Genomic DNA, 25,233 nt, shown 5'->3' with positions numbered 1-25,233 from the left:
CGGAACGGGATTCGCCGGCCCCAGGCGGGGCGGCTCGAGCGTTGGACTGAGGCGCCTACGCTTCGTTCCGAGCAGTCCGTCGGCCAGGCTGGCCGACGGGGACAGCACGGGCGCCGGCAGAGGCGCCCGCGCCGCGGCGGTCAGTTGCCGACGCCCCAGAGGCTGGAGAGGCTGCCCAGCAGGGTGCTGTTCACGCCTTGCTGGCCAATGTAGCCGAGCAGCACGCTGGCGAATTTGCCGGTCATGCTCTGGTCCATGCCCAGGGCGCCGAAGGTGTTGTTCACGTCGCTCATGTTCTTGGCATTGCCCAGCAGGCCCTTGGTGGCATCGCCACCGAGGTTGCCCAGGGCGCCGCCGAGGCCGCCCAGGGCGCTGCCGCCGCCGAGCTTGTCCAGCCCCGGAACGCTCTGCGCCAGTTGCGCGTACTCGCCGCCGCTGAGCTTGTTCTTCGCCAGGCCCAGCAGGGCGCCGGTTCCGCCGATGGCCTGTTCGTCGCTGACCCCGAGCTGGCCGGTCAGGGCGCTGAGCAGGCCGCTGGCCTGCGGCGTGCTGGCCGCCGGAGCGCTATTGGCGGCGCCTTCACCGGCCATGTCGGATGCTGCCTTGGCGGCATCGCCGAGGTTGAAGGCGAATGCGGAGGACGCGGCCAGCAGGGCAGCGGCGGCACAGGTAAGACGGAATGTGGCAGTCATCGACAACTCCTAAGCAGTGACGGCCGGCGCAGTCCTCTGCGCCGAACGCGGGTTGGACCGGCGCCGGGTGCTATCGTTCCGCCACCCGGCGCCGCCTGTAGCCCGCTGGCTCGCGCCGCAGGACAGTGCCATGACGATACGCGGATATCCGCCAAGGGCAACTTTCCCTAAGCTTAGGGCCGTTGCCCGGGCGCTCTGCGCCGGCACTCCGCGTATCGCAACGCCTCCGCCGACAGGCTCCAACCGCGCAGTCGAAAGGACCCACCATGAGCGAGCCCTACATCCTCACGCCCCGCATCGCCCGCGTTCTGCCCTGGCTGGTGGCCGTGGCCTTCTTCATGCAGGCCCTGGACGGCACCATCCTCAACACCGCCCTGCCGAGCATGGCCCACTCGCTGAACGAGGACCCGCTGCGCATGCAGGCGGTGGTGATCGCCTACCTGCTCACGGTGGCGCTGCTGATTCCCGCCTCCGGCTGGATCGCCGACCGCTTCGGCACGCGCCGGGTATTTCTCTTCGCGATTCTGCTGTTCAGCCTCGGCTCGCTGTTCTGCGCGCTCTCGCCCAGCCTCGGCGAGCTGGTGCTGGCGCGTGTGGTGCAGGGCCTGGGCGGTGCGCTGATGATGCCGGTGGGCCGCCTGGTGATCCTCCGCGTATACCCCCGCAGCGAGTTGGTACGGGTGCTCAGCTTCGTCACCATCCCCGGCCTGCTCGGCCCGCTGGCCGGACCGACGCTCGGCGGCTGGCTGGTGGAATACGCCAGTTGGCACTGGATATTCCTGATCAACCTGCCGGTGGGGCTGCTCGGTTTCCTCTTCGCCATCCGCCTGATGCCGGACCTGCGCGGCGCCACGCGCAGCCGATTCGACGGCCCCGGCTTCCTGCTCTTCGGCGGCGCCATGATCCTCATCACCATCGCCCTGGAAGGCCTCGGCGAACTGCACATGCCGCACGTGCGCGTGGTGCTGCTGCTGGTCGGCGGCCTGGTCCTGCTGACCGCCTACTGGCTGCGCGCGCTGCGCATCGAGACACCGCTGTTCCCGCCCAGTCTGTTCCAGACCCGCACCTTCGCCGTCGGCGTGCTCGGTAATCTGTTCGCCCGCCTGGGCAGCGGCGCCCTGCCCTTCCTCACCCCGCTGCTGCTGCAGGTCGGCCTGGGCTTCACGCCGGCCAAGGCCGGCATGAGCATGATCCCGCTGGCCGGCATGGCGATGCTCATCAAGCCGCTGGCCAAGCCGATCCTCGACCTGTGCGGCTACCGCCGCCTGCTGGTCGGCAACACCCTGCTGCTCGGGGCGCTGATCGCCGGCATGGGCCTGATCGGCCAGAACACGCCTTACCTCTGGCTGCTGGTGCACCTCGGCCTGCTCGGCGCGGTCAACTCGCTGCAGTTCACCGCCATGAACACCCTGACCCTGATCGATCTGCGCGATGACAATGCCAGCGCCGGCAACAGCCTGCTGTCGGTAGTGATGCAACTGTCCATCGGCCTGGGCGTGGCCTGCGCGGCGGCGCTACTGGGCGGCTTCAACGCGGATTTCGAAGGCGCCGCGGCGGACGTGCTCGGCGCCTTCCAGGCCACCTTTCTGAGCGTGGGCCTGATGTCGATGCTGGCGGCGGCGATCTTCTTCCAGCTCAGCAGCGACGATGGCCGCTCGGCTCAGGTCGCGGTGCCGGTCACCGCGCAAGGCGGCATGACCGACCACTGAGGCGCCTCAGGGCTTGCAGGTGGGCGGAACAGTGAGGGTTTTCGAGACATCGACCGCGCCGAGGTGTTCGAGGGCGCGGCGGCCGAGGATCAGCGGATACTCGCTGCCCTCGCGGTCGCTGAGGGCGAACTGCTCGCGGTAGACCTTGTCGCCCAGGCAGATGTCCATGGACACCACCGGGCGATGCTCGAACCCTTCCGCCCCGCGGACCTTGAGCTGCCGCTCGATGGGGCGCTCGTAGGGGTAGCTCACCGCCTTGCCGCTGGCGGGGTCCTTGACCACGATGTCGTACTGCACCCAGCGCTGGTCGTTCTTCTTGACCCGCACGATGTTGCGCGCATCCATCACCGAGGTCTGCACGCCGGTGTCCAGGCGCGCCTTGAGCAGCGCGTTCTCCGGCATCAGCTTGGCCTGTTCGACCCAGCCCCAGATGGTCGGCGGGGCGGCAAGGGCGGAAGAGCAGCAAAGAGCGAGCAGCAGACCGGCATGGCGCAAGTTCATCGGCAAGGGACTCCGGGACGGGCATGTGGAAAATGCCGTACAGCCTAAATCAGCGGGCAATAAAAAACCCCGGATGTTTCCATCCGGGGTTCTTGGCGAGGCCAGGGAGTCTTAGTTGACTACCTGAACGCGCTCAGCCTGCATGCCTTTCTGGCCTTGCACGACTTCGAAGCTGACTTTCTGGCCTTCGGCCAGGGTCTTGAAGCCGTTACCTTCGATAGCGCGGAAGTGAACGAAAACGTCCGGGCCGCTCTCGGGGGTGATGAAGCCGTAGCCTTTGGTCTCGTTGAACCACTTAACGGTGCCGTTCTGACGATTCGACATGGTGTTCTCCTTGGAACGTAGATGTGGAAATAGCCACTCGAGGTGGCCAGGAACTGAGTTGCAAGGAGTTACAAGGAGTCGAGCAGGACGGGGTGGAATAACCGACCGCATCAGGTCACGATCGACGGCGACCCATGCAAACACAGTGAAGGCACTCTACGACAAAAATCTGCGGAAAGCGAATCTGTATAAAAATCCACTATCGCGAAGCCCGCGAATTTCGGACGAGTGGGCGCCAGCCCCAGTGCCCATGCGGCCTGCGCCGGTTCAACGCAGAGTCGTCGAAGCAAGCCTGCTACACTGCGCGACCATACGCCTGTCGGGTTTTTCCTTCGTGACCTCCACCGCTTTCTCCAGCCTGCCCCTTTCCGCCGATCTCCTGGCCAACCTCGATGCCCTCGGTTACCGCGAGATGACCCCGATCCAGGCCGCCAGCCTGCCGATCATGCTCAAGGGCCGCGACCTGATCGCCCAGGCCAAGACGGGCAGCGGCAAGACGGCGGCCTTCGGCATCGCACTGCTCAGCCCGCTCAACCCTCGCTACTTCGGTTGCCAGGCGCTGGTGCTGTGTCCGACCCGCGAGCTGGCCGACCAGGTGGCCAAGGAAATTCGCCGCCTGGCCCGCGCCGCCGACAACATCAAGGTGCTGACCCTCTGTGGCGGCGTGCCCTTCGGCCCGCAGATCGGTTCCCTGGAGCACGGCGCCCATGTGGTGGTCGGCACTCCCGGCCGAGTGCAGGAGCATTTGCGCAAGGGCACGCTGAAGCTCGACGGCTTGAACACCCTGGTGCTCGATGAGGCCGACCGCATGCTCGACATGGGCTTCTACGACAGCATCGCCGACATCATCGGCCAACTGCCGGCGCGGCGGCAGAGCCTGCTGTTCTCCGCCACCTACCCGGCCGGCATCGAGCAATTGGCGGCGAAGTTCCTGCGCGACCCGCAGCGCGTCGAGGTAGAGGCGCTGCACGACGACAGCCAGATCGAGCAGCACTTCTACGAGATCGAACCGCGCCAACGCCTGGATGCCGTGGTGCGCCTGTTGCAGCACTTCCGCCCGCAATCCTGCGTGGCCTTCTGTCACACCCGCCAGCAATGCCAGGAACTGGCGACGCTGCTGGAAGCGCAGAAGATTTCCGCCCTGGCCCTGCACGGCGACCTGGAGCAGCGCGAGCGCGACCAGGTGCTGGCGATGTTCGCCAACCGCAGTTGCAGCGTGCTGGTGGCCACCGACGTGGCCGCTCGCGGCCTGGATATCGAAGCCCTGGAAGCGGTGATCAACGTCGAGCTATCGCGCGACGCGCAGGTCCACGTACACCGCATCGGCCGCAGCGGTCGCGCCGGCGAGAAGGGCCTGGCGCTGTCCCTGGTGGCGCCAGCCGAGGCCAGCCGCGCGCAGGCCATTGAGGACATGCAGGGCGCGCCGCTGAGCTGGGAGCGCATCGACTTCCTCAAGGCCAATCCGGCCCCGCTGCTGCCGCCGATGACCACGCTGTGCATCGCCGGCGGGCGCAAGGACAAGCTGCGCCCCGGCGACATTCTCGGCGCCCTCACCGGCGACGCCGGGTTGCCGGGCGGCGCGGTGGGCAAGATCGCCATCTTCGACTTCCAGGCCTTCGTCGCCGTGCAGCGCGATCTCGCCAAGGCGGCGCTCAAGCGCCTGCAGGAAGGCAGGATCAAGGGCCGCGCGTTCAAGGTGCGGATTCTCTGAGGCGCGCCGCGCCCGTCCAAGGGCGCGGCCGTCACGCGCGGACCTCCATGCGCCGCGCGCCGCGATAGCCGGGCGGCGGGCGATCCGCTAGTCTGGTCCGCAGACAATCGGAAGTCCCTGATTCGCATGCCCTCCTCCCCGTTGTTGGAAACCCTGCGGCGCCTCTGGGCGCTGGACAAGTTCGCCTACAGCCTGCGGGTGTTCATCGCCCTGGCCGGGGCCATGGCGGCCTGCTGGCTGCTTGGCCGGACCGAGTTCGTCATCCCGCTGTTCCTCGGCGTCATCGCCAGCGCCCTGGCGGAGACCGACGACCACTGGCTGGGCCGCCTACAGGCGCTGCTGGCGACCCTGGTGTGTTTCTGCATCGCCTCCCTGGCGGTGGAGCTGCTGTTCCCCTACCCCTGGCTGTTCGTCACCGGGCTGGCCCTGTCGGCCTTCGGCATGACCCTGCTCGGCGCCCTCGGCGAGCGCTACGCGGCGATCGCCTCGGCCACCCTGATCCTGTCGATCTACACCATGATCGGCGTCGACCAGCGCGGCGGCGCGTCCGCCGACCTCTGGCGCGAACCCCTGCTGCTGGTGACCGGCGCGGCCTGGTACGGCGCGCTTTCGGTGCTGTGGAACGCCATCTTCGCCAACCAGCCGGTGCAACAGATGCTGGCGCACCTGTACCTCGAACTGGGCGAGTACCTGAAGATCAAGTCGACGCTCTTCGAGCCGCTGCGCCAGCTCGACGTGGAGGGGCGGCGCCTGGCCCTGGCACGGCAGAACGGCAAGCTGGTGGTGGCGCTGAACAAGGCCAAGGAAACCATCCTCAGCCGCCTCAGCCATGGCCGTCCGGGGCCCAAGCTGAGCCGCTACCTGAAGCTCTACTTCATCGCCCAGGACGTCCACGAGCGCGCCAGTTCGTCGCACTACCCCTACAACCGCCTGGCCGAAGCCTTCTTCCACAGCGACGTGCTGTTCCGCTGCCAGCGTCTGCTCAACCAACAGGGCAAGGCCTGCCGGGCCCTGGCGCGGGCCATACGCCTGCGCCAACCGTTCGACTACAACGACAGCGAACAGGCCCTGGCCGACCTGCAGGCGTCCCTGGAGTACCTGCGCCAACAGGGCAATCCGGCCTGGCGCGGGCTGCTGCGCTCGCTCGGCGCCCTGGCCGCCAACCTCGCCACCCTCGACCAGAAGCTGAGCGGCGCGAGCAACCCCGACGCCCTTGCCGAGGAACAGGACAGCAGCCTGCTCGACCGCTCGCCGCGCTCCCTGCGCGACGCCCTGGATCGCCTGCGCCAGCAGCTCACGCCGACCTCGCTGCTGTTCCGCCATGCCCTGCGCCTGGGCCTGACCCTGGCCGCCGGCTATGGCGTGCTGCACCTGATCCACCCGACCCAGGGCTACTGGATCCTGCTCACCACGGTGTTCGTCTGCCAGCCGAACTACGGCGCCACGCGCATCCGCCTGGTCCAGCGGATCATCGGCACCCTGATCGGCCTGGTGGCTGGCTGGGCGCTGATCGACCTGTTCCCCAACCCGCTGATCCAGTCGCTGCTGGCCGTGGTCGCCGGCGTGGTCTTCTTCGCCAGCCGCAGCACCCGCTACACCCTGGCCACCGCCGCCATCACCCTGCTGGTGCTGCTCTGCTTCAACCAGGTCGGCAACGGCTACGGGCTGATCCTGCCGCGCCTGTTCGACACCCTGGTCGGCGCTCTCATCGCCGGCCTCGCGGTGTTCCTGGTGCTGCCCGACTGGCAGGGCCGGCGCCTGCACCGCCTGGTCGGCAACACCATCGCCTGCAACGGCCGCTACCTGCGCGAGATCATGCAGCAATACGCCACCGGCAAGCGCGACGACCTGCTCTACCGCACCGCGCGGCGCAACGCGCACAACGCCGACGCGACCCTCTCGACGACGCTGTCGAACATGCTCATGGAGCCCGGCCACTTCCGTAAGGACGCGGAGATCGGCTTCCGCTTCCTGGTGCTCTCGCACACCCTGCTCAGCTACCTATCGGCCCTCGGCGCGCACCGCGACCTGCTGCCGCAGGCGCCGAGCAACGCGCTGATCGGCGAGGCCGCCAACTACCTGAGCGACAGCCTCGACGATATCGCCAGGCGCCTGACGGAGCGGCGCCCGGTGGAGGTCCACAGCGATATCGAGGAAGACCTGGCCAAACGCCTGGAACAGCTTCCCGAGGAACTGGAAGACCCGCACCGGCTGGTGCTCAGTCAGTTGGCGCTGATCTGCCGGGAACTGGCACCGTTGCGCAGCCTGGCCGCCCACCTGCTGCGCAAGGAAATCGGCATCGAGCAGGAAGAGGCCGCCTGAGCGCCACCACCGTCAAGCAGTGGTTCAGGGCGCCGCGACACTCATGAAGGCGTCATAGCTGCCGTCGGCGCGCATCTGCGCCAGCTCGCGGTTGAATGCCGCGACTATCTCCGCGTGATGCGGATTGGCGCGGCTGACCAGGATGTGCAGGGGATTCTCGGACAGCGGCTTGGGCAGGAACTCCAGCTTGTCGCGCAGTTCTCGCAGCTCGCGGTTCAGCAGGTAGCGGGCGGTCAGCTCATCTTCCAGGGTCAGCTCGACTCGGCCGGCGGCGACCATGGCGGCGGCGTTGCCGAAGGTCAGCACCGGCACCTTCTGCACCCGCCGATCGCTTTCCAGCTCCGCCGAATAGCTGTATCCGCGAACCACGGCAAGCGGATAGGGATACAGATCGCTAAGGCGTTCGAAGGCGATCGGCGAGCCCGTGCGCTTGATCAGCCGCAGACGGTTGTTCAGATAGGGCTCGGAGAACTCGCCATAGGTGGCGCGCTCGTCGCTGTACCAGGCGTCCACCACAACATCGTATTCGCCCGTGCGCACCCCATGCAGGGCTCGCGGCCAGGGCACCTCGGCGTAGCTGATGGCGTAGCCGGCGCGGGTCAGGGCGACACTGACGAAATGCACCGCCAGCCCGCGCCCGGGCATTTGCGCATCGGCGTAGGGCGGCCAGCGGTCGGCCACCAACTGCAGCGGCTCATCGGCCAGGGCGCAGAGCGGCAGCGGCAGGCACAGGGCAAGCAGTAAGGCGCGCAGCGGCATAAGTCTCCTCAGCCGCGCCCCATGCGCTGACGGGCCGGCAATGGGGGGCATTGTAGGTATTTTCTGAATGCATCCTGCCGCGACTGTATCAAATTCGCCATTCGACAAAAGCAATCGCCATCTGGAGTGCCCAGGCTCTCGGCAGGCGGTTCAACGGCCGTCGGCATCCCCATTTTTTGTGAACAGGCCCTTGAGCAGCTCGATGGGCATGGGGAAGACGATGGTGGAGTTCTTGTCGCCGGCGATGGCGCTCAGTGTCTGCATGTAGCGCAGTTGCATGGCGCCGGCCTGGCGACCGAGCATTTCCGCGGCCTGCATCAGTTTCTCCGAGGCTTGCAGCTCGCCTTCGGCATGGATCACCTTGGCCCGCCGTTCGCGCTCGGCCTCGGCCTGGCGGGCGATGGCGCGGATCATCGACTCGTTGAGGTCGACGTGCTTGATCTCGACATTCGCCACCTTGATGCCCCAGGCGTCGGTCTGTGCGTCCAGCACCTTCTGGATGTCCAGGTTCAGCCGCTCGCGCTCGGCGAGCATCTCGTCCAGCTCATGCTTGCCCAGCACCGCGCGCAGGGTGGTCTGGGCCAACTGGCTGGTGGCGGCGAGGAAGTTCTCCACCTGGATGATCGCCTTCTGCGGGTCGAGCACGCGGAAGTAGAGCACCGCATTGACCTTCACCGAGACGTTGTCGCGGGAAATCACGTCCTGTGGCGGCACATCGAGCACCACGGTGCGCAAGCCGACGCGGACCATTTGCTGCACCACCGGGAGCACCAGCACCAGCCCGGGCCCCTTGACCTTCCAGAAGCGCCCGAGCTGGAACACCACCCCGCGCTCGTATTCGCGGAGGATTCGGAAGGAGCTGAGCACCAGCATCAACAGCAGGATCAGCGCCACCAGCAGTCCGAAGGGAACACCCATCACGCACCTCCCGTCTCGTCGTCGGCCGTCACCTCCAGGCACAGGCCGTTACGCGCCAGCACGCGAACGCGCTGGCCATTCTTCAACGCTTGCGCCGAACGCACTTGCCACTGTTCGCCCTGCAATTCGACCCAACCGGCGTGGGCGTCGTCCCCGGCCACCCCATAGAGGGTCGCCTGGCTGCCCACCAACCCCGCCGCGCCGCTGACCACCTGGCGGCGCCGCGCCCTCAGCGCCACGCCAAGCATGCCGCTGATGAACAGGGCGCTGACCGTCGCCACGCCGACGATCAGCGCCAGCGGGATGCCGAAACCCGGTGCATCGGTGTCGAGCAGGATCAGGCCGCCAATGATGAAGGCCACCACCCCGCCGATCCCCAGGCTGCCGAAGCTCGGCACGAAGGCTTCGGCGATCATGAACACCAGGCCGAGGAGAATCAGCCCGACCCCGGCGAAATTCACCGGCAGCAATTGCAGGGCATAAAGCCCGAGCAGCAGGCAGATGCCGCCGAGCACGCCGGGCAGCGCCAAGCCGGGGTTGGCGAACTCGAAGATCAGCCCGTAGACGCCGATCATCATCAGCAGCAGCGCGACACTCGGATCGGTGATCACCGCCAGCACGCGGGTGCGCCAGTCGGCGCCGCGTTCGACCCAGCCGGCGCCGGCGCTGTGCAGGGACGCGTCATGCCCGACCAGGGTGACCTTGCGCCCGTCCACGGCGCGCAGCAACTGCTCCAGGTCGGCGGCCTGCAGGTCGATGACCTTCAGCTTCAGCGCTTCCTCGGCGGACAGGCTGACCGCCTCGCGCACCGCACGCTCGGCCCACTCGGCGTTGCGCCCACGCAACTGGGCGAGACCGCGAATGTAGGCGGCGGCGTCGTTGACCTGCTTGCGCTTGAGGGTGTCCGCCTCGCTAGCCGCGGCCTTTTTCCCCGACTTGTCAGGCGGCTCCGACGGGGCTCCCGGCATGCCGCCGATCTCGATGGGCGTGGCCGCGCCCAGGTTGGTCCCCGGCGCCATGGCCGCGACATGGCAGGCATACAGGATGTAGGTACCGGCACTGGCCGCGCGGGCGCCGCCGGGCGCCACGTAACCGACCACGGGCACCGGGCTGAGAAGGATCGCCTTGACGATCTCGCGCATCGAGGTGTCCAGGCCGCCGGGGGTGTCCATGCGCAGCACCAGCAGCGGCGCGCCTTCCTCCGCCGCCCGCGCGATACCGCGCACCACATAGTCGGAGGTGGCCGGGCCAATGGCGCCGTCCACCGTCAGCACCACCGCTGCCGGGGCCGCCATCGCCCCGCCCGCGAACAGCAGCAGGAACAGAGCGCAGCGGCGAATCAGCGCGAGCATGGCACGCCTCCCCGGCCTGGCCGGTGGGGCGCCGTGGCGAATGAACAAACGGCGCCTTCCTACAGCATAGTCCCGACAACGCTGCCCCTGCCCGCGTTGGCGGGCGCCGCCGCAGAAACGAAAAACCCCGCCGAAGCGGGGTTTTCCTGCAGGGCCTGGATCAGCCCTTGAACACGTCTTCCACCGATTGCAGCGGATAGTGTTTCGGGTACGGCAGGGTCGCCACGCCGGTCTCGATGGCGGCCTTGGCCACGGCATCGGAGACGACGGTGATCAGGCGCTTGTCCATCGGTTTCGGAATGATGTACTCACGGCCGAATTCCAGGGAGGCCACACCGTAGGCGTCGCAGACATCCTTCGGTACCGGCTGCTTGGCCAGGTCGCGCAGGGCGTAGGCGGCGGCGATCTTCATTTCTTCGTTGATGCGGGTGGCGCGCACATCCAGGGCACCGCGGAAGATGAAGGGGAAGCCGAGCACGTTGTTCACCTGGTTCGGGTAGTCCGAACGACCGGTGGCCATGATCACGTCATTGCGGGTGGCGTGGGCCAGTTCCGGCTGGATCTCCGGGTCCGGGTTGGAGCAGGCGAAGACGATCGGGTTCGGCGCCATGCGTTTGAGGCCTTCGGCGCTCAGCAGGTTGGCGCCGGACAGGCCGACGAAGACGTCGGCGCCTTCCAGGGCGTCATCCAGGGTGCGCTTGTCGGTCTCGGTGGCGAATACCGCCTTGTACTGGTTGAGGTCGGTGCGGCCAGCGTGGATCACGCCCTGGCGGTCGACCATGTAGATGTTCTCGACCTTGGCGCCGACGCTGACCAGCAGCTTCATGCAGGAGATGGCCGCGGCACCGGCGCCGAGGCAGACGATCTTCGCCTCCTCGAGCGACTTGCCGGCGATTTCCAGGGCGTTGAGCATGCCGGCGGCGGTGACGATGGCAGTGCCGTGCTGGTCGTCGTGGAACACCGGGATGTCACACTGTTCGATCAGCGCACGCTCGATCTCGAAGCACTCGGGTGCCTTGATATCTTCCAGGTTGATGCCACCGAAGGTGATGGAGATGCGCTTGACGGTGTCGATGAAGGCCTGCGGGCTCTCGGCGTCGACTTCGATGTCGAATACGTCGATGCCGGCGAAGCGCTTGAACAGCACGCCCTTGCCTTCCATCACCGGCTTGGAGGCCAGCGGGCCGAGGTTGCCGAGGCCAAGGATGGCGGTGCCGTCGGAGATCACTGCCACCAGGTTGCCCTTGCCGGTGTACTTGAAGGCCAGCTCCGGATCACGGGCGATCTCGCGGACCGGCTCGGCCACGCCCGGGCTGTAGGCCAGCGACAGGTCGCGGGCGGTGACGGTCGGCTTGGTCAGCTCGACACTGAGTTTCCCGGGGCGGGGTTGCGCGTGATATTCGAGGGCAGCGGTCTTGAGATCAGACATTTTTGGCACTTCCGCTTTATTGCTTGTTGGACAGACGGGCGACCGAGCATACGCGGGAAGAACCCGCCTGCCAAGATCGCCGGAGGCCCTCTGTGTCAATGCTCCTAACGCACGATTTTCAACCAGTCGCCGGCCTTTGGCTGACCGCTTGGATACAAATCATTGAGCAATCGTATACGAGAAATCGCATCGGATTCCGGCCCGTTTCCGCCCTTTGCCAGCTGTTCGACGCTCTGCCCGGCCTGGACCTGAACCAGCGCCAGGCGCACCGGTTCGGCGAGCTTGCGTTCGTCGGCGCGCAGCGGGCGGAAACTGTGGATGACGCTGAGGAAATCGGCGTCGCGGGTTTCCAGTGAGCCGCGACCTTTGATCGCACCAACGAAGAGGTAGGCCGCCTTGCCCTGGTAGATCAGCGCCACCCGCCGTGCCGGCGAGCCGGGAACCACCGCGGTGGCGCCATCGAGGCCGGCCTGCTGGAACGTCTCCTCGCCGGCCAGACGCCCGCCGGCGCCCTTGCGCAGGTATTCCAGGGGGGTGAGCTGGCCCTCGCGCGGTATCAACTTCATGCCGATGAAGGCCTGCTGGTCCTGGGGATAACCGATCAGCGCGCTGGGCTGGTTGAGCAGGCCCCAGCCGGGCGGATAAGTCAGGGTGAAGTTCAGTTCGCCATGATAGAAATGCTGCCCGCGACGGATGCCGGTGTCCGCGGAATCGCCGAAGGGCATGCCATCGATGGCCTTGAGGTAGCGCTCGCGGTCGGTCTCCTGCTGCCCGTTGGCCAAGGCCTTGGCCGGGCCGATTACCTGCTGCAGGCGCTGGTCGTTATCCGGGTGCGTGTCGAACAGACCGTGGTATCCCACCGGCTGCACCGCCTGGCCATTCTTCTGCGCCTGCTCGCGGGCGAAGTCTTCCTGGTTCTTCAGTATCCGCACCACCTGGATCATCGCCGTCGGGTCGTAACCGGCGCGGGCCAGGTACTTGGCCCCCAGGCCATCGGCCTGCAGTTCCATGTCGCGGCCGTAGCCACGCACCATGGCGGTGCCGAGGACATTGGTCAGGTCGCCGGCGGCGCTCACGCCAGTGCCGATGGACACGGCGGCGCCGAGGACGCCCCAGGCGCTGGCCTGGCTCTGCTGGCGAACGCTGTGGCGGGCGGTGACATGGCCGATCTCATGGCCGAGCACGGCAGCCAGCTCGGCCTCGGAGTTGAGGTAGGCGAGCAATCCGCGGTGCACATAGATGTAGCCGCCGGGCAAGGCGAAGGCGTTGATGTCCGGGGTGTCGACGACGGTGAAGTGGTACTGCAGCGTGGGCCGGTCGCCAACCCGCGCGACACGCTCACCGACCTGCTGCACATAGGCCTGGAGCTTCTCGTCGGCATAGCGCGGGTACTGCTTGGCGACGTCCTGGCTGGCCTGCCGGCCAAGGGCGAGTTCATCCTGCTCGCTCATGGTGACGAAATCGGTCTCGCCGGTGGCAGGGTTGACCGCACAGCCGCTCAGCGCGCCGAACAGCGCGAGAAGACAGGTCAACAACAGCATCCTTGGCATCATGGCAACAGCTCCAGCATGGCCGGGTCGGTGATGGGCAGCATCCAGCGCGCCTGTCCGGGCTCCACCGCGCCGCGCTTGGCGCGGTCGATGACCCAGCCGCGCGCCTCCAGGCGCTGGCCCTTTTGTACATTCAGGTTAGCTCGGGCGAAAGCCGACAGCAGGCGCGGCTCGATGCGCAACACCAGCGGCCCGTCCAATTCTATCCACAGGCCGCCACGATTGCGCTGGACCTCGGCGACCCGCCCGCGGATCACCGCGAAGCCACTGTCGCGCAGGGCCTGCGCATCGATCACGGGCGAGGCTTTCCACAGGCCGCGGCCCGCCGAACGGGCCTGGCGCTCGGCCGCCTGCTGGCAGGCGGTCAGCTCGGTATTGGGCGCCACCGCGACCAGGTAACCCAGGCCCTCGGCCAGCAACTGCGCTTCGATGTTGTTGCCCTGGCGATCGAACAGATGCGCCAGGGTCCGACCGTAGTGATCCTTGCCCTGCCGTCCGGGGAGCAGCGTGAGTTCGCCGTCGTTCGCCGCCACCAGCGCCTGCAGGCGTTGCCGCGCCGCCTCGGCGAAGGGCTCGGTGGTCCGCCCGCCATGCGCCAGCTCCGGCGCGTTGACGCCGATCAGGCGCACGCTGCGGCCGTCGCCGAGCTTCAGGGTGTCGCCATCGACCACCCGCGCGACCTGCACCGGCATTGTCGCTGCCGGCGCCGGGCAGGCGGCCAGGGTCGGGCCGGCGCAACAAATCGCGCCCATAAAAAAGGCGCCCCAGAGGGACGCCTTTTTCAGCAGATCGGGAAACGCCATGCGGGCTTTTCCGGAAATCGCTCTTACTTCTTGCCGCCGAACATAGCGAAGCGCTGGTTGAAGCGGTCGATACGGCCACCGGTATCAACGACTTTCTGCTTGCCGGTGTAGAACGGGTGGCACTCGGAGCAGACGTCCAGGTGGATGCTCTTGCACAGGGTCGAACGGGTCTTGATCACGTTGCCGCAGCTGCAAGTGGCTTCGATTTCTTCGTACGCGGGATGGATTTCCGGTTTCATCTTGGTTTCCTCAGGTAGGGGTGCCGCCACCCAGTCTCTGTCAGAAGCCGAGCCACGGTCATCGAGGACCGCGGGCGGGATCTTTTACCGGGCACCGCACGCAAATTAAGGGCGTGGATCATACCAGAGCAGCCCGGCAACGCAAGTCGGCCCCTCGACCGACCGTCGCCGCGACCGGTAGTGCTAAGATCGCCGCCTCCCGCCGCCTCGGAAACTGCCGCGTGCCCCAAGCCAGCATCCTGCGCCTCGCCCTGCCCTCGCCGCTGCGCCGCCTGTTCGACTACCTGCCGCCGCGCGGGATCGACCCGCAGCGCCTGGCGCTCGGCGTGCGCCTGCGCGTGCCCTTCGGCCGCCGCGAGGTGATCGGCGTGCTGCTGGACAAGGTGGAGCACTCGGAAGTCCCGGCGGACAAGCTGCGCCCGGCGCTGGAAGTGCTCGACCGCGAGCCTCCGCTGCCGGCGCATCTGCTGGAAATGTGCCGCTGGACCGCGCAGTACTACCAGCACAGCCTGGGCGACACCCTGTCCTGGGCGCTGCCCAACCTGCTGCGCCAGGGCGAGCCGGCCGAGGTGCGCCAGCAGCGCTTCTGGCTGGCGGCGCCCGCCGCGCAGCTCGACGACCCGCGCCTGGCCCGCGCGCCACGGCAGCGCCAGGCCCTGCAGATCCTGCAGCAACATCCCCACGGCGTGCTCCACGAACTGCTCGGGCAATTGGGCATCAACAAGGACAGCCTCGACCTGCTGACGGAAAAGGGCCTGGCCAGCCAGGAAGTCCGCCGTCACGTCGCCCCGGAACACCATGGCGGCTGGCTGGCACAGGCCGAGCTGCCGCTCAACGCCGAGCAGCGCGCCGCCTTCGAAGCGGTGCGCGCCGGCTTCGGCGGTTTCCACAGCTACCTGTTGGCCGGGGTCACCGGCAGCGGCAAGACCGAGGTCTACCTGCAACTGATCCGCGAGACCCTGGAGGCCGGCAAGCAGGCGTTGGTGCTGATCCCCGAGATCAACCTCGGCCCGCAGACCCTGAGCCGCTTCGAGCGCCGCTTCAACGCGCGCATCGCCCTGCTGCACTCGGCGCTGACCGACCGCGAGCGCCTGGACGCCTGGCTGGCGGCGCGCGACGGCGAGGCGGATATCGTCATCGGCACCCGTTCGGCGCTCTTCACGCCGCTGAAGCAGCCGGGGCTGATCATCATCGACGAGGAGCACGACGCCTCCTATAAACAGCAGGAAGGCCTGCGCTACCACGCCCGCGACCTGGCCCTGGTGCGCGCGCGCCTGGAGCAGGTGCCGATCCTGCTCGGCTCGGCCACGCCCTCCCTGGAAAGCCTGCACAATGCCGCCAGCGGCCGCTATGGCCTGCTGCGCCTGACCCAGCGGGCCGGCGGCGCCCAGCAGCCGAAGTTCCAGCGCCTGGACGTGAAGAGCCTGCCGCTGGACAGCGGCCTGTCGATGCCACTGCAACGGGCCATCGGTGAAACCCTCGGCGCCGGCCAGCAGGTGCTGGTCTACCTGAACCGCCGAGGCTTCGCCCCGACCCTGCTGTGCCACGACTGCGGCTGGATCAGCCAATGCCCGCGCTGCGATGCGCGCATGACCCTGCACCAGGGCTCCGGCGAACTGCGCTGCCACCACTGCGACCACCGCGAGCGCCCGCCACGCCAGTGCCCCAAGTGCGCCAAGCTCGACCTGCGCCCGGTGGGCGCCGGCACCGAGCGCGCCGAGGAGCGCCTGCGCATCCTTTTCCCCGACTACCCGGTGCTGCGCATCGACCGCGACAGCACGGCGCGCAAACACGCCATGCGCGACCTGTTCGCCACCATCAACAAGGGTGAGCCGTGCATCCTCGTCGGCACCCAGATGCTCGCCAAGGGCCACCACTTCCCGCGGGTGACCCTGGTGGCCATTCTCGATGCCGATGGCGGGCTGTTCTCCGCCGATTTCCGCGCCAGCGAGCGCATGGCCCAGCAGATCGTCCAGGTCGCCGGACGCGCCGGACGCGCCGAGGAACCGGGGCGGGTGCTGATCCAGACCCACCTGGCCGATCACCCGCTACTGGTGCAACTCACCGAGCAGGGTTACTTCGCCTTCGCCGAGCAGGCCCTGTCCGAACGCCGCGCCGCCGGCCTGCCGCCCTTCAGCCACCTGGCGCTGCTGCGCGCCGAGGCGCACAAGCCGGGTCAGGCCGAAGGGTTCCTCGATGACGCCTGCGCCGAGGCCGAGCACCTGCAAGCGCAGCTGGGCAGCGACGTCGAGCTGCTCGGCCCGGTGCCGGCGCCGATGGAACGCCGCGCCGGCCGCTTCCGCGCCCAGTTGCTGCTGATGAGCAGCGCCCGCGCGCCGCTGCACCGCCTGCTGACGCCCTGGCTGCAGGTGCTCGAAGGCATGCCCGGCGGACGTCAGGTGCGCTGGTCGCTGGACGTCGATCCGATCGATCTGTTCTGAACCCGGCACGGCGCGATCCGAACAGCCCCTGCCCGAGGTCAGGGCCGACACGGCGCCTTGCTTGTAGCTTTTCCTTCAGACACCGATAATGCGCGGTTCTGAGCCAGATATGCGGTCGCCGCCCCGAGTCGCGCGCGAGCACGGAGAAAACCATGAAAGACACCATCCGCCAGCTGATCCAGCACGCCCTCGTCGCCCTTGCCGGGGACGGCACCCTGCCCGCCGGACTGAGCCCGGACATCCAGGTGGAAACCACCAAGGATCGTTCCCACGGCGACTACGCCAGCAACATCGCCATGATGCTGGCCAAGCCGGCCGGCATGAAGCCGCGCGACCTGGCGACCAAGCTGGTCGCCGCGCTGCCGGCGGACGCCCAGGTAGCCAAGGTGGAAATCGCCGGCCCCGGTTTCCTCAACTTCTTCCAGAACCAGGCCTGGCTGGCCGGCAGCCTCGACGCCGCCCTGTCCGACGCCCGCCTCGGCGTGCGCAAGGCCGGCCCGGCCCAGCGCGTGGTGGTCGACCTGTCGGCGCCGAACCTGGCCAAGGAAATGCACGTCGGCCACCTGCGCTCGACCATCATCGGCGACGCCGTCGCGCGCGTCCTGGAGTTCCTCGGCGACAGCGTGATCCGGCAGAACCATGTCGGCGACTGGGGCACCCAGTTCGGCATGCTGCTGGCCTACATGCAGGAGCAGCCGGTGGACAGCGATGCCGAGCTGTCCGACCTGGAGTCCTTCTACCGCGCCGCCAAGAAGCGTTTCGACGAGTCGCCGGAGTTCGCCGACCGCGCCCGCGAGCTGGTGGTCCAGTTGCAGGCCGGCGATGCCGACTGCCTGCGCCTGTGGAACCGCTTCAACGACATTTCCCTGAGCCACTGCCAGGCCGTCTACGACCGTCTCGGCGTCAAGCTGACCATGGCCGACGTCAAAGGCGAGAGCGCCTACAACGACGACCTCCCCCAGGTGGTCGCCGACCTGCGCGCCAAGGGCTTGCTGACCGAGAGCGACGGCGCCCTGTGCGTGTTCATGGATGAGTTCAAGAATGCCGAGGGCAACCCGCTGCCGCTGATCGTGCAGAAGGCCGGCGGCGGTTATCTCTACGCCACCACCGACCTGGCCGCCACCCGCTACCGCAGCGGCGTGCTCAAGGCCGACCGCGCGCTGTACTTCGTCGACCAGCGCCAGGCCCTGCACTTCCAGATGGTCTTCGCCGCCGCGCGCCTGGCCGGCTTCGTCCCGGCCGGTTTCGAGATGGAGCACATGGGCTTCGGCACCATGAACGGCGCCGACGGCAAGCCGTTCAAGACCCGTGACGGCGGCACCGTGAAGCTGATCGACCTGCTCAACGAGGCCGAAGAGCGCGCCTACGCCCTGGTCAAGGCGAAGAACCCCGAGCTGGGCGAGGACGAGCTGCGCCACATCGGCCACGCCGTGGGCATCGGCGCGGTGAAGTACGCCGACCTGTCCAAGCACCGCACCAGCGACTACAGCTTCAACTTCGAGCAGATGCTCAGCTTCGAAGGCAACACCGCGCCCTACCTGCTCTACGCCTACACCCGCGTGGCCAGCGTCTTCCGCAAGCTGGGCAAGGGCTTCGACGAAGTCAGCGGGCAGATCGCCCTCGACGCGCCGCAGGAGCAGGCCCTGGCCGCGCAACTGGCGCAGTTCGGCGACCTGCTCAACAGCGTCGCGCAGAAGGGCGTGCCGCACCTGTTGTGTGCTTATCTCTATGAACTGGCGGGCTTGTTCTCCAGCTTCTACGAGAACTGCCCGATCCTCGCCGCGGAAACCCCGCAGCAGCAGGAGAGCCGTCTGAAACTGGCCGCCCTCACCGGGCGTACTCTCAAGCAGGGCCTGGAGCTGCTGGGCCTGGAAACTCTCGAGCGCATGTAATCGTCCATGGCGAAGAAGAAACCTGCTCCCAAGCGCGGCGCCAGCCGCTACCAGGCCCCGGCCAAGAAAAGCTCGATCCCCGGCTGGGTCTGGCTGGTCGCCGGCCTGGCCATCGGCGGCTTCATCGTGTTCCTGATGAAGCTCGAGCCCGGCCGTAATGAAGTGCGCCGGGAGAAGCCGGAGCAGCAGAAGGCCGGCGTCGCCCAGGGCGCCAAGCCCGGCGCGCCGGCGCAGCCGCAGTCGGCCATCGCGGTGAAACCGAAGTACGACTTCTACACCCTGCTGCCGGGCTCGGAAGTGGTGGTGCCGCCGGAAGCCGTACCGGAAAAACCGCAAGCGCCGCAGACGCCGACCGTGGTCTCGACCCCGGAGGAAGCGGCGAAGATCGACGCCGTGCGCGCCCAGGCGGCGCTCAATGGCCTGACTCCGCCGCCGCCGGCGGTGGTCAAGCCGGCCACGCCAGCCGCCACGCCGCAGGCGGCACAGCCGGCGCAACAAGCTCAGCAGGCGCAGCAGGTACCCGCGGCGCAGCATCCCCAGCAGCCTCCGGCCGCCAGTCAGGCCAAGGCCGCCACGCCGCCAGCGGCACCGGCGAGCAAGCCGATCGCCCCGCCAGCGGTGGCCGCGACCCAGTTCTTCCTGCAGGCCGGCTCGTTCCGCAAGCAGGCCGACGCCGACCGCGTGCGCGCCCAGGTCATTCTCCTCGGCCAGAGCGCGCGGGTGGAATCCGGCGCGGTGCGCGACGAGACCTGGTACCGGGTGATGGTCGGCCCGTTCAGCGACCGCGCCCAGGTCTCCGCGGCGCAGAAACAACTGGCCGCCGGCGGCTTCAGCAATCTGCTGTTACAGCAGCGCCAGAACCGCTGATCGATCGGCCGCGGAGGCCCGCCATAGCGGGCCTCCGCCACCGCCGCCGATCCAGCCGGCGGCACTCCCCTTGCGACCTTTGGCGTACATCCGTCGCCGATAACTTGAAGGGCGCTGCCTTCATCCCCATATGTCTCCGCATTCGGGCAAAACGCCCCGCTGTGTGGAGAACTCCCCCTTGACCACTATCGTTTCAGTCCGCCGCAACGGCAAAGTCGTCATGGGCGGCGACGGCCAGGTATCCCTTGGCAACACCGTCATGAAAGGCAACGCGAAGAAGGTCCGCCGGCTGTATCACGGCGAGGTGCTGGCCGGCTTCGCCGGCGCCACCGCCGATGCCTTCACGCTGTTCGAGCGCTTCGAACAGCAACTGGAGAAACACCAGGGGCATCTGGTCCGCGCCGCCGTCGAGCTGGCCAAGGACTGGCGTACCGACCGTTCCCTGAGCCGCCTGGAAGCCATGCTGGCAGTGGCCAACAAGGATGCCTCACTGATCATCACCGGCAACGGCGACGTGGTCGAACCCGAGCAGGGCCTGATCGCCATGGGCTCCGGCGGCGGCTTCGCCCAGGCCGCGGCCATGGCGCTGCTGAAGCACACCGAACTGTCTGCCCGCGAGATCACCGAAAGCGCCTTGAACATCGCCGGGTCGATCTGCGTGTTCACCAACCAGAATCTCACCATCGAGGAGCAGGACAGCGCGGTCTGAGCCGCCGTCCCTCCGGAGTAACCGTATGTCCATGACGCCCCGCGAGATCGTCCACGAACTCAACCGCCACATCATCGGCCAGGACGACGCCAAGCGCGCCGTCGCCATCGCCCTGCGCAACCGCTGGCGGCGCATGCAGTTGCCCGCCGAGCTGCGCGTCGAGGTGACGCCGAAGAACATCCTGATGATCGGCCCGACCGGCGTCGGCAAGACCGAGATCGCCCGACGCCTGGCCAAACTGGCCAACGCGCCCTTCATCAAGGTCGAGGCGACCAAGTTCACCGAGGTCGGTTATGTCGGCCGCGATGTCGAGTCGATCATCCGCGACCTCGCCGACGCGGCGATCAAGATGCTCCGCGAGCAGGAGATTCAGAAGGTCAAATACCGCGCCGAGGACGCCGCCGAGGAGCGCATTCTCGATGCCCTGCTGCCGCCGGCACGCACCGCGGGCTTCGGTGACGAGCCGCCGCGCGAGGACTCCAATACCCGCCAACTGTTCCGCAAGCGCCTGCGCGAAGGCCAGTTGGACGACAAGGAAATCGACATCGAGGTCGCCGACGTTCCGGCAGGCGTGGAAATCATGGCGCCGCCCGGCATGGAGGAAATGACCAGCCAGTTGCAGAACCTCTTCTCCAACATGGGCAAGGGCAAGCGCAAGACCCGCAAGATGAAAGTCACCGAGGCGATGAAGCTGATCCGCGACGAGGAAGCCGCGCGCCTGGTCAATGAAGAAGACCTCAAGGGCCGCGCCCTGGAAGCGGTGGAGCAGCATGGCATCGTCTTCATCGACGAGATCGACAAGATTGCCAAGCGCGCCAACGCCGGTGGCGCCGATGTCTCCCGCGAGGGCGTGCAGCGCGACCTGCTGCCGCTGATCGAGGGCTGCACGGTCAACACCAAGCTGGGCATGGTCAAGACCGACCACATCCTGTTCATCGCCTCGGGCGCCTTCCACCTGTCCAAGCCGAGCGACCTGGTGCCGGAACTGCAGGGCCGCCTGCCGATCCGCGTCGAACTCAAGGCCCTCAGCCCGAGCGACTTCCAGCGCATCCTCAAGGAGCCGCACGCCTCGCTCACCGAGCAGTACACCGCGCTGCTGAAGACCGAAGGCCTGGACATCGAGTTCGCCGACGACGGCATCCAGCGCCTCGCCGAGATCGCCTGGCAGGTCAACGAGAAGACCGAGAACATCGGTGCCCGTCGCCTGCACACGCTGCTGGAGCGGCTGCTCGAGGAAGTCTCCTTCGATGCCGCCGACCTGGCCAGCGAGCATAGCGAGAAGCCGATCGTGATCGACGCCGCCTACGTCAATGGCCACCTCGGCGAGCTGGCCGAGGACGAAGACCTGTCGCGCTACATTCTCTGACGGCAAGCGCCGGCCGCGCCTGCGCGGCCCCGGCGAACGCAGTACAGCGGGGCGCCCTTGCGGCGCCCCGCTGCTTTCTTCGCGGCGGCGCTACAATGCGTCATCGCCCCTGCCCGAGGAGTCCCCATGCACATTCCCACCGCTATCCAGCTGCACAAGGCCTCCAGGACCCTGACCCTGACCTACGGCGAGGCATCCTACGACCTGCCCGCCGAGTTCCTCCGCGTGCACTCGCCCTCGGCCGAAGTGCAGGGCCACGGCAACCCGATACTGCAATACGGCAAGATCCAGGTAGCCCTGGTCGGCGTCGAGCCGGCCGGGCAGTACGCGCTCAAGCTGACCTTCGACGACGGCCACGACAGCGGCCTGTACAGCTGGGATTACCTCTACCAACTGTGCACGCGCAAGGATGAGCTGTGGGCCGACTACCTCGCCGAACTGGACAAGGCCGGCAAGTCCCGCGATCCGGCCGAATCGGTCGTGCGGCTGATGCTCTGAGCCCGTCTTTCGGCGGGTTCATCCTTTCCCTGCATCCAGGCACCCTGCCCTGCCCCGCTACAGGGCACGTCATTTGCAACATTCGCCTTGCACACTGGCTTCGGCGTGGCGCCCGTCATCGAGGCCCGAATGCGCTCCCGCTCTAGGGCGCGTTTTCTAATCTCGCGCGACATACTTGTCGCACAGGCCCCACGCTGCACCAGCTTGCGCGGCGAAGGAAACTCGGGTAACCAAGTCAGTGCAGTTCCCCTGTACGCGAGGCCCCGGGTTTTCCAGTGATTCCGCCAAGTGATGACATGCGTGGAGCTCGCTCCACGTTCCGCTAACCCGAGCAGTACTTGGCCTGTCACACCTAGGTGCAGCCCCGCCAGTATTCGTCTCAGGACAATGGAGCGTCGCCGATGACCGAAAAGAAGAACAACGATCTGCCCCAGCAAGCCGCGGAAAACACCCTCAACCTCAACCCGGTGATCGGGATTCGGGGAAAGGATCTCTTGTCCACTGCCCGCATGGTGCTGCTGCAGGCGCTCAAGCAGCCCCTCCACAGCGTCAAGCATGTCGGCCATTTCGGCCTGGAGCTGAAGAATGTCCTGCTCGGCAGTTCCGAGTTACGCCCGGCCGACGACGATCGCCGCTTCAACGACCCGGCCTGGAGCCAGAACCCCCTGTACCGCCGCTACCTGCAGACCTACCTGGCGTGGCGCAAGGAACTGCATGACTGGATCGGCGAGAGCGACCTGGCGCCGCAGGACATCACCCGCGGCCAGTTCGTCATCAACCTGATGACCGAAGCCATGGCGCCGACCAACACCCTGAGCAACCCGGCGGCGGTCAAACGCTTCTTCGAGACCGGCGGCAAGAGCCTGCTCGACGGCCTCAGCCACCTGGCCAAGGACCTGGTCAACAACGGCGGCATGCCCAGCCAGGTGAACATGGACGCCTTCGAGGTCGGCAAGAACCTGGCCGTCAGCGAAGGCGCGGTGGTGTTCCGCAACGACGTGCTGGAACTCATCCAGTACAAGCCGATCACCGAGAGCGTGCACGAACGCCCGCTGCTGGTGGTGCCGCCGCAGATCAACAAGTTCTACGTCTTCGACCTGTCGCCGGAGAAGAGCCTGGCGCGCTTCAGCCTGCGCAACCAGGTGCAGACCTTCATCGTCAGTTGGCGCAACCCGACCAAGGCCCAGCGCGAATGGGGGCTGACCACCTACATCGAAGCGCTCAAGGAAGCCATCGACGTGATCCTGGCCATCACCGGCAGCAAGGATCTGAACATGCTCGGCGCCTGCTCCGGCGGCATTACCACCGTGACACTGCTCGGCCACTACGCGGCGCTGGGCGAACACAAGGTCCACGCCTTCACCCAGATGGTCAGCGTGCTCGATTTCGAACTGGATACCCAGGTCGCCCTGTTCGCCGACGAGAAGACCCTGGAGGCGGCCAAGCGCCGTTCCTACCAGTCCGGCGTACTGGAAGGCCGCGACATGGCCAAGGTGTTCGCCTGGATGCGGCCGAACGACCTGATCTGGAACTACTGGGTCAACAACTACCTGCTCGGCAACGAACCGCCGGCCTTCGACATCCTGTTCTGGAACAACGACACCACGCGACTGCCCGCCGCGCTGCACGGCGAACTGGTGGAAATGTTCAAGACCAACCCCTTGACCCGCCCCGGCGCACTGGAAGTCGGCGGCACGCCGATCGACCTCAAGCAGGTCACCTGCGATTTCTATTGCGTCGCCGGCCTCAACGACCACATCACCCCCTGGACCGCCTGCTATCGCTCGGCCCGCCTGCTCGGCGGCAAGTGCGAATTCATCCTCTCCAACAGCGGGCACATCCAGAGCATCCTCAACCCGCCGGGCAACCCCAAGGCGCGCTTCATGACCGGCCCCGAGCTTTCCAGCGATCCCAAGACCTGGCAGGAAAACGCCAGCAAGCACGCCGACTCCTGGTGGCTGCACTGGCAGGGCTGGCTGGCCGAGCGCTCCGGCAAACTGAAGAAGGCGCCAGCCGCCCTGGGCTGCAAGGCCTACCCGGCCGGCGAAGCATCCCCCGGCACCTACGTACACGAACGATGAAGACAGAGACGCTACCCGAAGCACCCGTCGAGGACGCCGTGCCAGCCAAGGAGCCCACGCCAGCGGCGGCGGCTCCGGCCCGCTCACGGCGCGCGCCGAAACCCCCGGACACTCGGCTCGAAGGCGACACGCTCGCGGTCGCAGTGCCGACAGCCGGCAAGGGCATCACGCCGCAGCCCTTCGTGTTCCGCACCATCGACCTCGATGGGCAGAGCATCCGCACCGCCGTGCGCCCCGGCAAGGCACACATGACGCCCTTGCTGATCTTCAATGGCATCGGCGCCAACCTGGAGCTGGTGTTCCCCTTCGTCGCCGCGCTGGACCCGGACCTGGAGGTGATCGCCTTCGATGTGCCAGGCGTCGGTGGTTCCTCGACGCCGAGCCGGCCCTACCGCTTCCCGGGGCTGGCCAAGCTGGCCGCGCGCATGCTCGATTACCTGGACTACGGCCAGGTCACCGCCATCGGCGTGTCCTGGGGCGGCGCCCTGGCCCAGCAGTTCGCCCACGACTATCCGGAGCGCTGCAAGAAGCTGATCCTCGCCGCCACCGCCGCCGGTGCGGTGATGGTTCCGGGCAAGCCCAAGGTGCTCTGGCGCATGGCCAGTCCGCGGCGCTACATCCAGCCGTCCTATGGCGCGCACATTGCGCCGGACATCTACGGCGGCGCCTTCCGCCGCGACCCCAAGCTGGCCATGGCCTTCGCCGCCAAGGTGCGTTCCTCCGGCAAGCTCGGCTACTACTGGCAACTGTTCGCCGGGCTGGGCTGGACCAGCATCCACTGGCTGCACAAGATCCAGCAGCCGACCCTGATCCTGGCCGGTGACGACGACCCCATCATTCCCCTGGTGAACATGCGCCTGCTGGCCTGGCGCATCCCCAATGCCGAGCTGCACGTGATCGACGACGGCCACCTGTTCCTGGTGACCCGCGCCGAAACGGTGGCGCCGATCATCATGAAATTCCTCGCCGAGGAGCGCCAGCGCGCGGTCATGCACCCGCGGCCCTTCACCCCCAAGACCGGCTGAGCCGGCCGCAATCATCGCCTCGTAATAGTGCACGGGCATGCTGCC

Annotated in this window: 21 protein-coding genes; 11 read left to right on the top strand and 10 right to left on the bottom strand. The window is 67.4% G+C overall.

Annotation, left to right across the window (positions count from 1 at the left end; all coding sequences use genetic code 11):
* Positions 1 to 140: 140 nt before the first annotated feature.
* Positions 141 to 692 carry a DUF2780 domain-containing protein gene (locus tag BLQ74_RS17805; protein ID WP_090264600.1) on the bottom strand — a complete coding sequence of 184 codons (552 nt, stop codon included), beginning with the start codon at positions 690 to 692 and terminating at the stop codon, positions 141 to 143.
* 266 nt (positions 693 to 958) lie between these two features.
* Here BLQ74_RS17805 and mdtD point away from each other — a divergent pair, with 266 nt between their 5' ends.
* Complete coding sequence (mdtD, locus tag BLQ74_RS17800; protein ID WP_090264598.1) at positions 959 to 2,401, top strand: multidrug transporter subunit MdtD; 1,443 nt, start codon at positions 959 to 961, stop codon at positions 2,399 to 2,401.
* Between the two features lie 6 nt (positions 2,402 to 2,407).
* Here the strand turns inward: mdtD and rloA3 are convergent, their stop codons facing one another.
* Both rloA3 and BLQ74_RS17790 read right to left on the bottom strand, forming a co-directional pair.
* Entirely contained in the window at positions 2,408 to 2,902 is a 495-nt protein-coding gene (rloA3, locus tag BLQ74_RS17795) for a retropepsin-like aspartic peptidase RloA3 (protein ID WP_090264595.1), read from the bottom strand.
* 111 nt (positions 2,903 to 3,013) lie between these two features.
* Positions 3,014 to 3,226, bottom strand: a complete 213-nt coding sequence (locus BLQ74_RS17790) for a cold-shock protein (RefSeq protein ID WP_090264594.1) — start codon at positions 3,224 to 3,226, stop codon at positions 3,014 to 3,016.
* A gap of 334 nt (positions 3,227 to 3,560) precedes the next feature.
* Here BLQ74_RS17790 and dbpA point away from each other — a divergent pair, with 334 nt between their 5' ends.
* Both dbpA and yccS read left to right on the top strand, forming a co-directional pair.
* On the top strand, positions 3,561 to 4,937 hold the full coding sequence (dbpA, locus tag BLQ74_RS17785; RefSeq protein WP_090264592.1) for an ATP-dependent RNA helicase DbpA: 1,377 nt from the start codon (positions 3,561 to 3,563) through the stop codon (positions 4,935 to 4,937).
* Positions 4,938 to 5,063: 126 nt separating this feature from the next.
* Positions 5,064 to 7,259, top strand: a complete 2,196-nt coding sequence (yccS, locus tag BLQ74_RS17780; protein ID WP_090264590.1) for a YccS family putative transporter — start codon at positions 5,064 to 5,066, stop codon at positions 7,257 to 7,259.
* A 24-nt stretch (positions 7,260 to 7,283) separates the two neighbouring features.
* Here yccS and BLQ74_RS17775 read toward each other — a convergent pair whose 3' ends face one another.
* The 7 genes from BLQ74_RS17775 to rpmE form a co-directional block, all read right to left on the bottom strand.
* Entirely contained in the window at positions 7,284 to 8,018 is a 735-nt protein-coding gene (locus BLQ74_RS17775) for a substrate-binding periplasmic protein (RefSeq protein WP_090264588.1), read from the bottom strand.
* A gap of 150 nt (positions 8,019 to 8,168) precedes the next feature.
* A complete protein-coding gene (locus BLQ74_RS17770; RefSeq protein WP_374441714.1) occupies positions 8,169 to 8,936 on the bottom strand; it encodes a slipin family protein in 768 nt (255 codons plus the stop codon).
* Positions 8,936 to 10,288, bottom strand: a complete 1,353-nt coding sequence (locus BLQ74_RS17765; RefSeq protein WP_090264584.1) for an NfeD family protein — start codon at positions 10,286 to 10,288, stop codon at positions 8,936 to 8,938. The genes BLQ74_RS17770 and BLQ74_RS17765 overlap by 1 nt, the downstream gene beginning before the upstream one ends.
* 160 nt (positions 10,289 to 10,448) lie before the next feature.
* A complete protein-coding gene (locus BLQ74_RS17760; protein WP_090264581.1) occupies positions 10,449 to 11,717 on the bottom strand; it encodes a malic enzyme-like NAD(P)-binding protein in 1,269 nt (422 codons plus the stop codon).
* Between the two features lie 104 nt (positions 11,718 to 11,821).
* On the bottom strand, positions 11,822 to 13,267 hold the full coding sequence (locus BLQ74_RS17755; protein WP_090264811.1) for a M48 family metalloprotease: 1,446 nt from the start codon (positions 13,265 to 13,267) through the stop codon (positions 11,822 to 11,824).
* Positions 13,267 to 14,070 carry a thermonuclease family protein gene (locus tag BLQ74_RS17750; RefSeq protein WP_090264579.1) on the bottom strand — a complete coding sequence of 268 codons (804 nt, stop codon included), beginning with the start codon at positions 14,068 to 14,070 and terminating at the stop codon, positions 13,267 to 13,269. Before BLQ74_RS17750 ends, BLQ74_RS17755 begins: the two co-directional genes overlap by 1 nt.
* 23 nt (positions 14,071 to 14,093) lie before the next feature.
* The gene (gene rpmE, locus BLQ74_RS17745; protein WP_090264577.1) at positions 14,094 to 14,309 is read right to left on the bottom strand and encodes a 50S ribosomal protein L31; all 216 of its coding nucleotides are present in this window, start codon (positions 14,307 to 14,309) and stop codon (positions 14,094 to 14,096) included.
* A gap of 221 nt (positions 14,310 to 14,530) precedes the next feature.
* Between rpmE and BLQ74_RS17740 the strand changes: the two genes are divergently transcribed.
* The 8 genes from BLQ74_RS17740 to phaZ all read left to right on the top strand — a co-directional run bounded on the left by BLQ74_RS17740 (position 14,531) and on the right by phaZ (position 25,188).
* Entirely contained in the window at positions 14,531 to 16,750 is a 2,220-nt protein-coding gene (locus BLQ74_RS17740) for a primosomal protein N' (protein WP_090264575.1), read from the top strand.
* Between the two features lie 152 nt (positions 16,751 to 16,902).
* Positions 16,903 to 18,642 (top strand): arginine--tRNA ligase, encoded by a 1,740-nt coding sequence (argS, locus tag BLQ74_RS17735; protein ID WP_090264573.1) that lies wholly within the window; start codon positions 16,903 to 16,905, stop codon positions 18,640 to 18,642.
* A 6-nt stretch (positions 18,643 to 18,648) separates the two neighbouring features.
* Positions 18,649 to 19,509, top strand: a complete 861-nt coding sequence (locus BLQ74_RS17730; protein ID WP_090264571.1) for an SPOR domain-containing protein — start codon at positions 18,649 to 18,651, stop codon at positions 19,507 to 19,509.
* Between the two features lie 178 nt (positions 19,510 to 19,687).
* Positions 19,688 to 20,218, top strand: a complete 531-nt coding sequence (hslV, locus tag BLQ74_RS17725; RefSeq protein ID WP_090264568.1) for an ATP-dependent protease subunit HslV — start codon at positions 19,688 to 19,690, stop codon at positions 20,216 to 20,218.
* 25 nt (positions 20,219 to 20,243) lie between these two features.
* Positions 20,244 to 21,584, top strand: a complete 1,341-nt coding sequence (hslU, locus tag BLQ74_RS17720) for an ATP-dependent protease ATPase subunit HslU (RefSeq protein WP_090264566.1) — start codon at positions 20,244 to 20,246, stop codon at positions 21,582 to 21,584.
* A gap of 126 nt (positions 21,585 to 21,710) precedes the next feature.
* Positions 21,711 to 22,082: a gamma-butyrobetaine hydroxylase family protein gene (locus tag BLQ74_RS17715; protein WP_090264564.1), complete on the top strand. Its 372-nt coding sequence runs from the start codon at positions 21,711 to 21,713 to the stop codon at positions 22,080 to 22,082.
* A gap of 401 nt (positions 22,083 to 22,483) precedes the next feature.
* The gene (gene phaC / locus BLQ74_RS17710) at positions 22,484 to 24,163 is read left to right on the top strand and encodes a class II poly(R)-hydroxyalkanoic acid synthase (RefSeq protein ID WP_090264562.1); all 1,680 of its coding nucleotides are present in this window, start codon (positions 22,484 to 22,486) and stop codon (positions 24,161 to 24,163) included.
* Positions 24,160 to 25,188: a poly(3-hydroxyalkanoate) depolymerase gene (gene phaZ, locus BLQ74_RS17705; RefSeq protein WP_244507221.1), complete on the top strand. Its 1,029-nt coding sequence runs from the start codon at positions 24,160 to 24,162 to the stop codon at positions 25,186 to 25,188. Before phaC ends, phaZ begins: the two co-directional genes overlap by 4 nt.
* Positions 25,189 to 25,233: the final 45 nt, after the last annotated feature.

The sequence above is a fragment of the Pseudomonas panipatensis genome, from assembly GCF_900099785.1.
Classification (GTDB): domain Bacteria; phylum Pseudomonadota; class Gammaproteobacteria; order Pseudomonadales; family Pseudomonadaceae; genus Pseudomonas; species Pseudomonas panipatensis.
Note: the sequence above shows the minus strand (reverse complement) of the source record. Positions and strands in the feature narration are given on the sequence as shown.

Bases quoted from the DNA above. Each gene is read 5' to 3' on its own strand.
- BLQ74_RS17770 (WP_374441714.1), bottom strand. From the start codon at position 8,936: ATGGGTGTTCCCTTCGGACTGCTGGTGGCGCTGATCCTGCTGTTGATG.
- BLQ74_RS17715 (WP_090264564.1), top strand. From the start codon at position 21,711: ATGCACATTCCCACCGCTATCCAGCTGCACAAGGCCTCCAGGACCCTG.
- BLQ74_RS17790 (WP_090264594.1), bottom strand. From the start codon at position 3,226: ATGTCGAATCGTCAGAACGGCACCGTTAAGTGGTTCAACGAGACCAAA.
- BLQ74_RS17775 (WP_090264588.1), bottom strand. From the start codon at position 8,018: ATGCCGCTGCGCGCCTTACTGCTTGCCCTGTGCCTGCCGCTGCCGCTC.
- BLQ74_RS17755 (WP_090264811.1), bottom strand. From the start codon at position 13,267: ATGCCAAGGATGCTGTTGTTGACCTGTCTTCTCGCGCTGTTCGGCGCG.
- hslU (WP_090264566.1), top strand. From the start codon at position 20,244: ATGTCCATGACGCCCCGCGAGATCGTCCACGAACTCAACCGCCACATC.
- mdtD (WP_090264598.1), top strand. From the start codon at position 959: ATGAGCGAGCCCTACATCCTCACGCCCCGCATCGCCCGCGTTCTGCCC.
- BLQ74_RS17765 (WP_090264584.1), bottom strand. From the start codon at position 10,288: ATGCTCGCGCTGATTCGCCGCTGCGCTCTGTTCCTGCTGCTGTTCGCG.
- rpmE (WP_090264577.1), bottom strand. From the start codon at position 14,309: ATGAAACCGGAAATCCATCCCGCGTACGAAGAAATCGAAGCCACTTGC.
- BLQ74_RS17730 (WP_090264571.1), top strand. From the start codon at position 18,649: ATGGCGAAGAAGAAACCTGCTCCCAAGCGCGGCGCCAGCCGCTACCAG.
- BLQ74_RS17750 (WP_090264579.1), bottom strand. From the start codon at position 14,070: ATGGCGTTTCCCGATCTGCTGAAAAAGGCGTCCCTCTGGGGCGCCTTT.
- rloA3 (WP_090264595.1), bottom strand. From the start codon at position 2,902: ATGAACTTGCGCCATGCCGGTCTGCTGCTCGCTCTTTGCTGCTCTTCC.
- BLQ74_RS17760 (WP_090264581.1), bottom strand. From the start codon at position 11,717: ATGTCTGATCTCAAGACCGCTGCCCTCGAATATCACGCGCAACCCCGC.
- argS (WP_090264573.1), top strand. From the start codon at position 16,903: ATGAAAGACACCATCCGCCAGCTGATCCAGCACGCCCTCGTCGCCCTT.
- yccS (WP_090264590.1), top strand. From the start codon at position 5,064: ATGCCCTCCTCCCCGTTGTTGGAAACCCTGCGGCGCCTCTGGGCGCTG.
- phaZ (WP_244507221.1), top strand. From the start codon at position 24,160: ATGAAGACAGAGACGCTACCCGAAGCACCCGTCGAGGACGCCGTGCCA.
- phaC (WP_090264562.1), top strand. From the start codon at position 22,484: ATGACCGAAAAGAAGAACAACGATCTGCCCCAGCAAGCCGCGGAAAAC.
- BLQ74_RS17805 (WP_090264600.1), bottom strand. From the start codon at position 692: ATGACTGCCACATTCCGTCTTACCTGTGCCGCCGCTGCCCTGCTGGCC.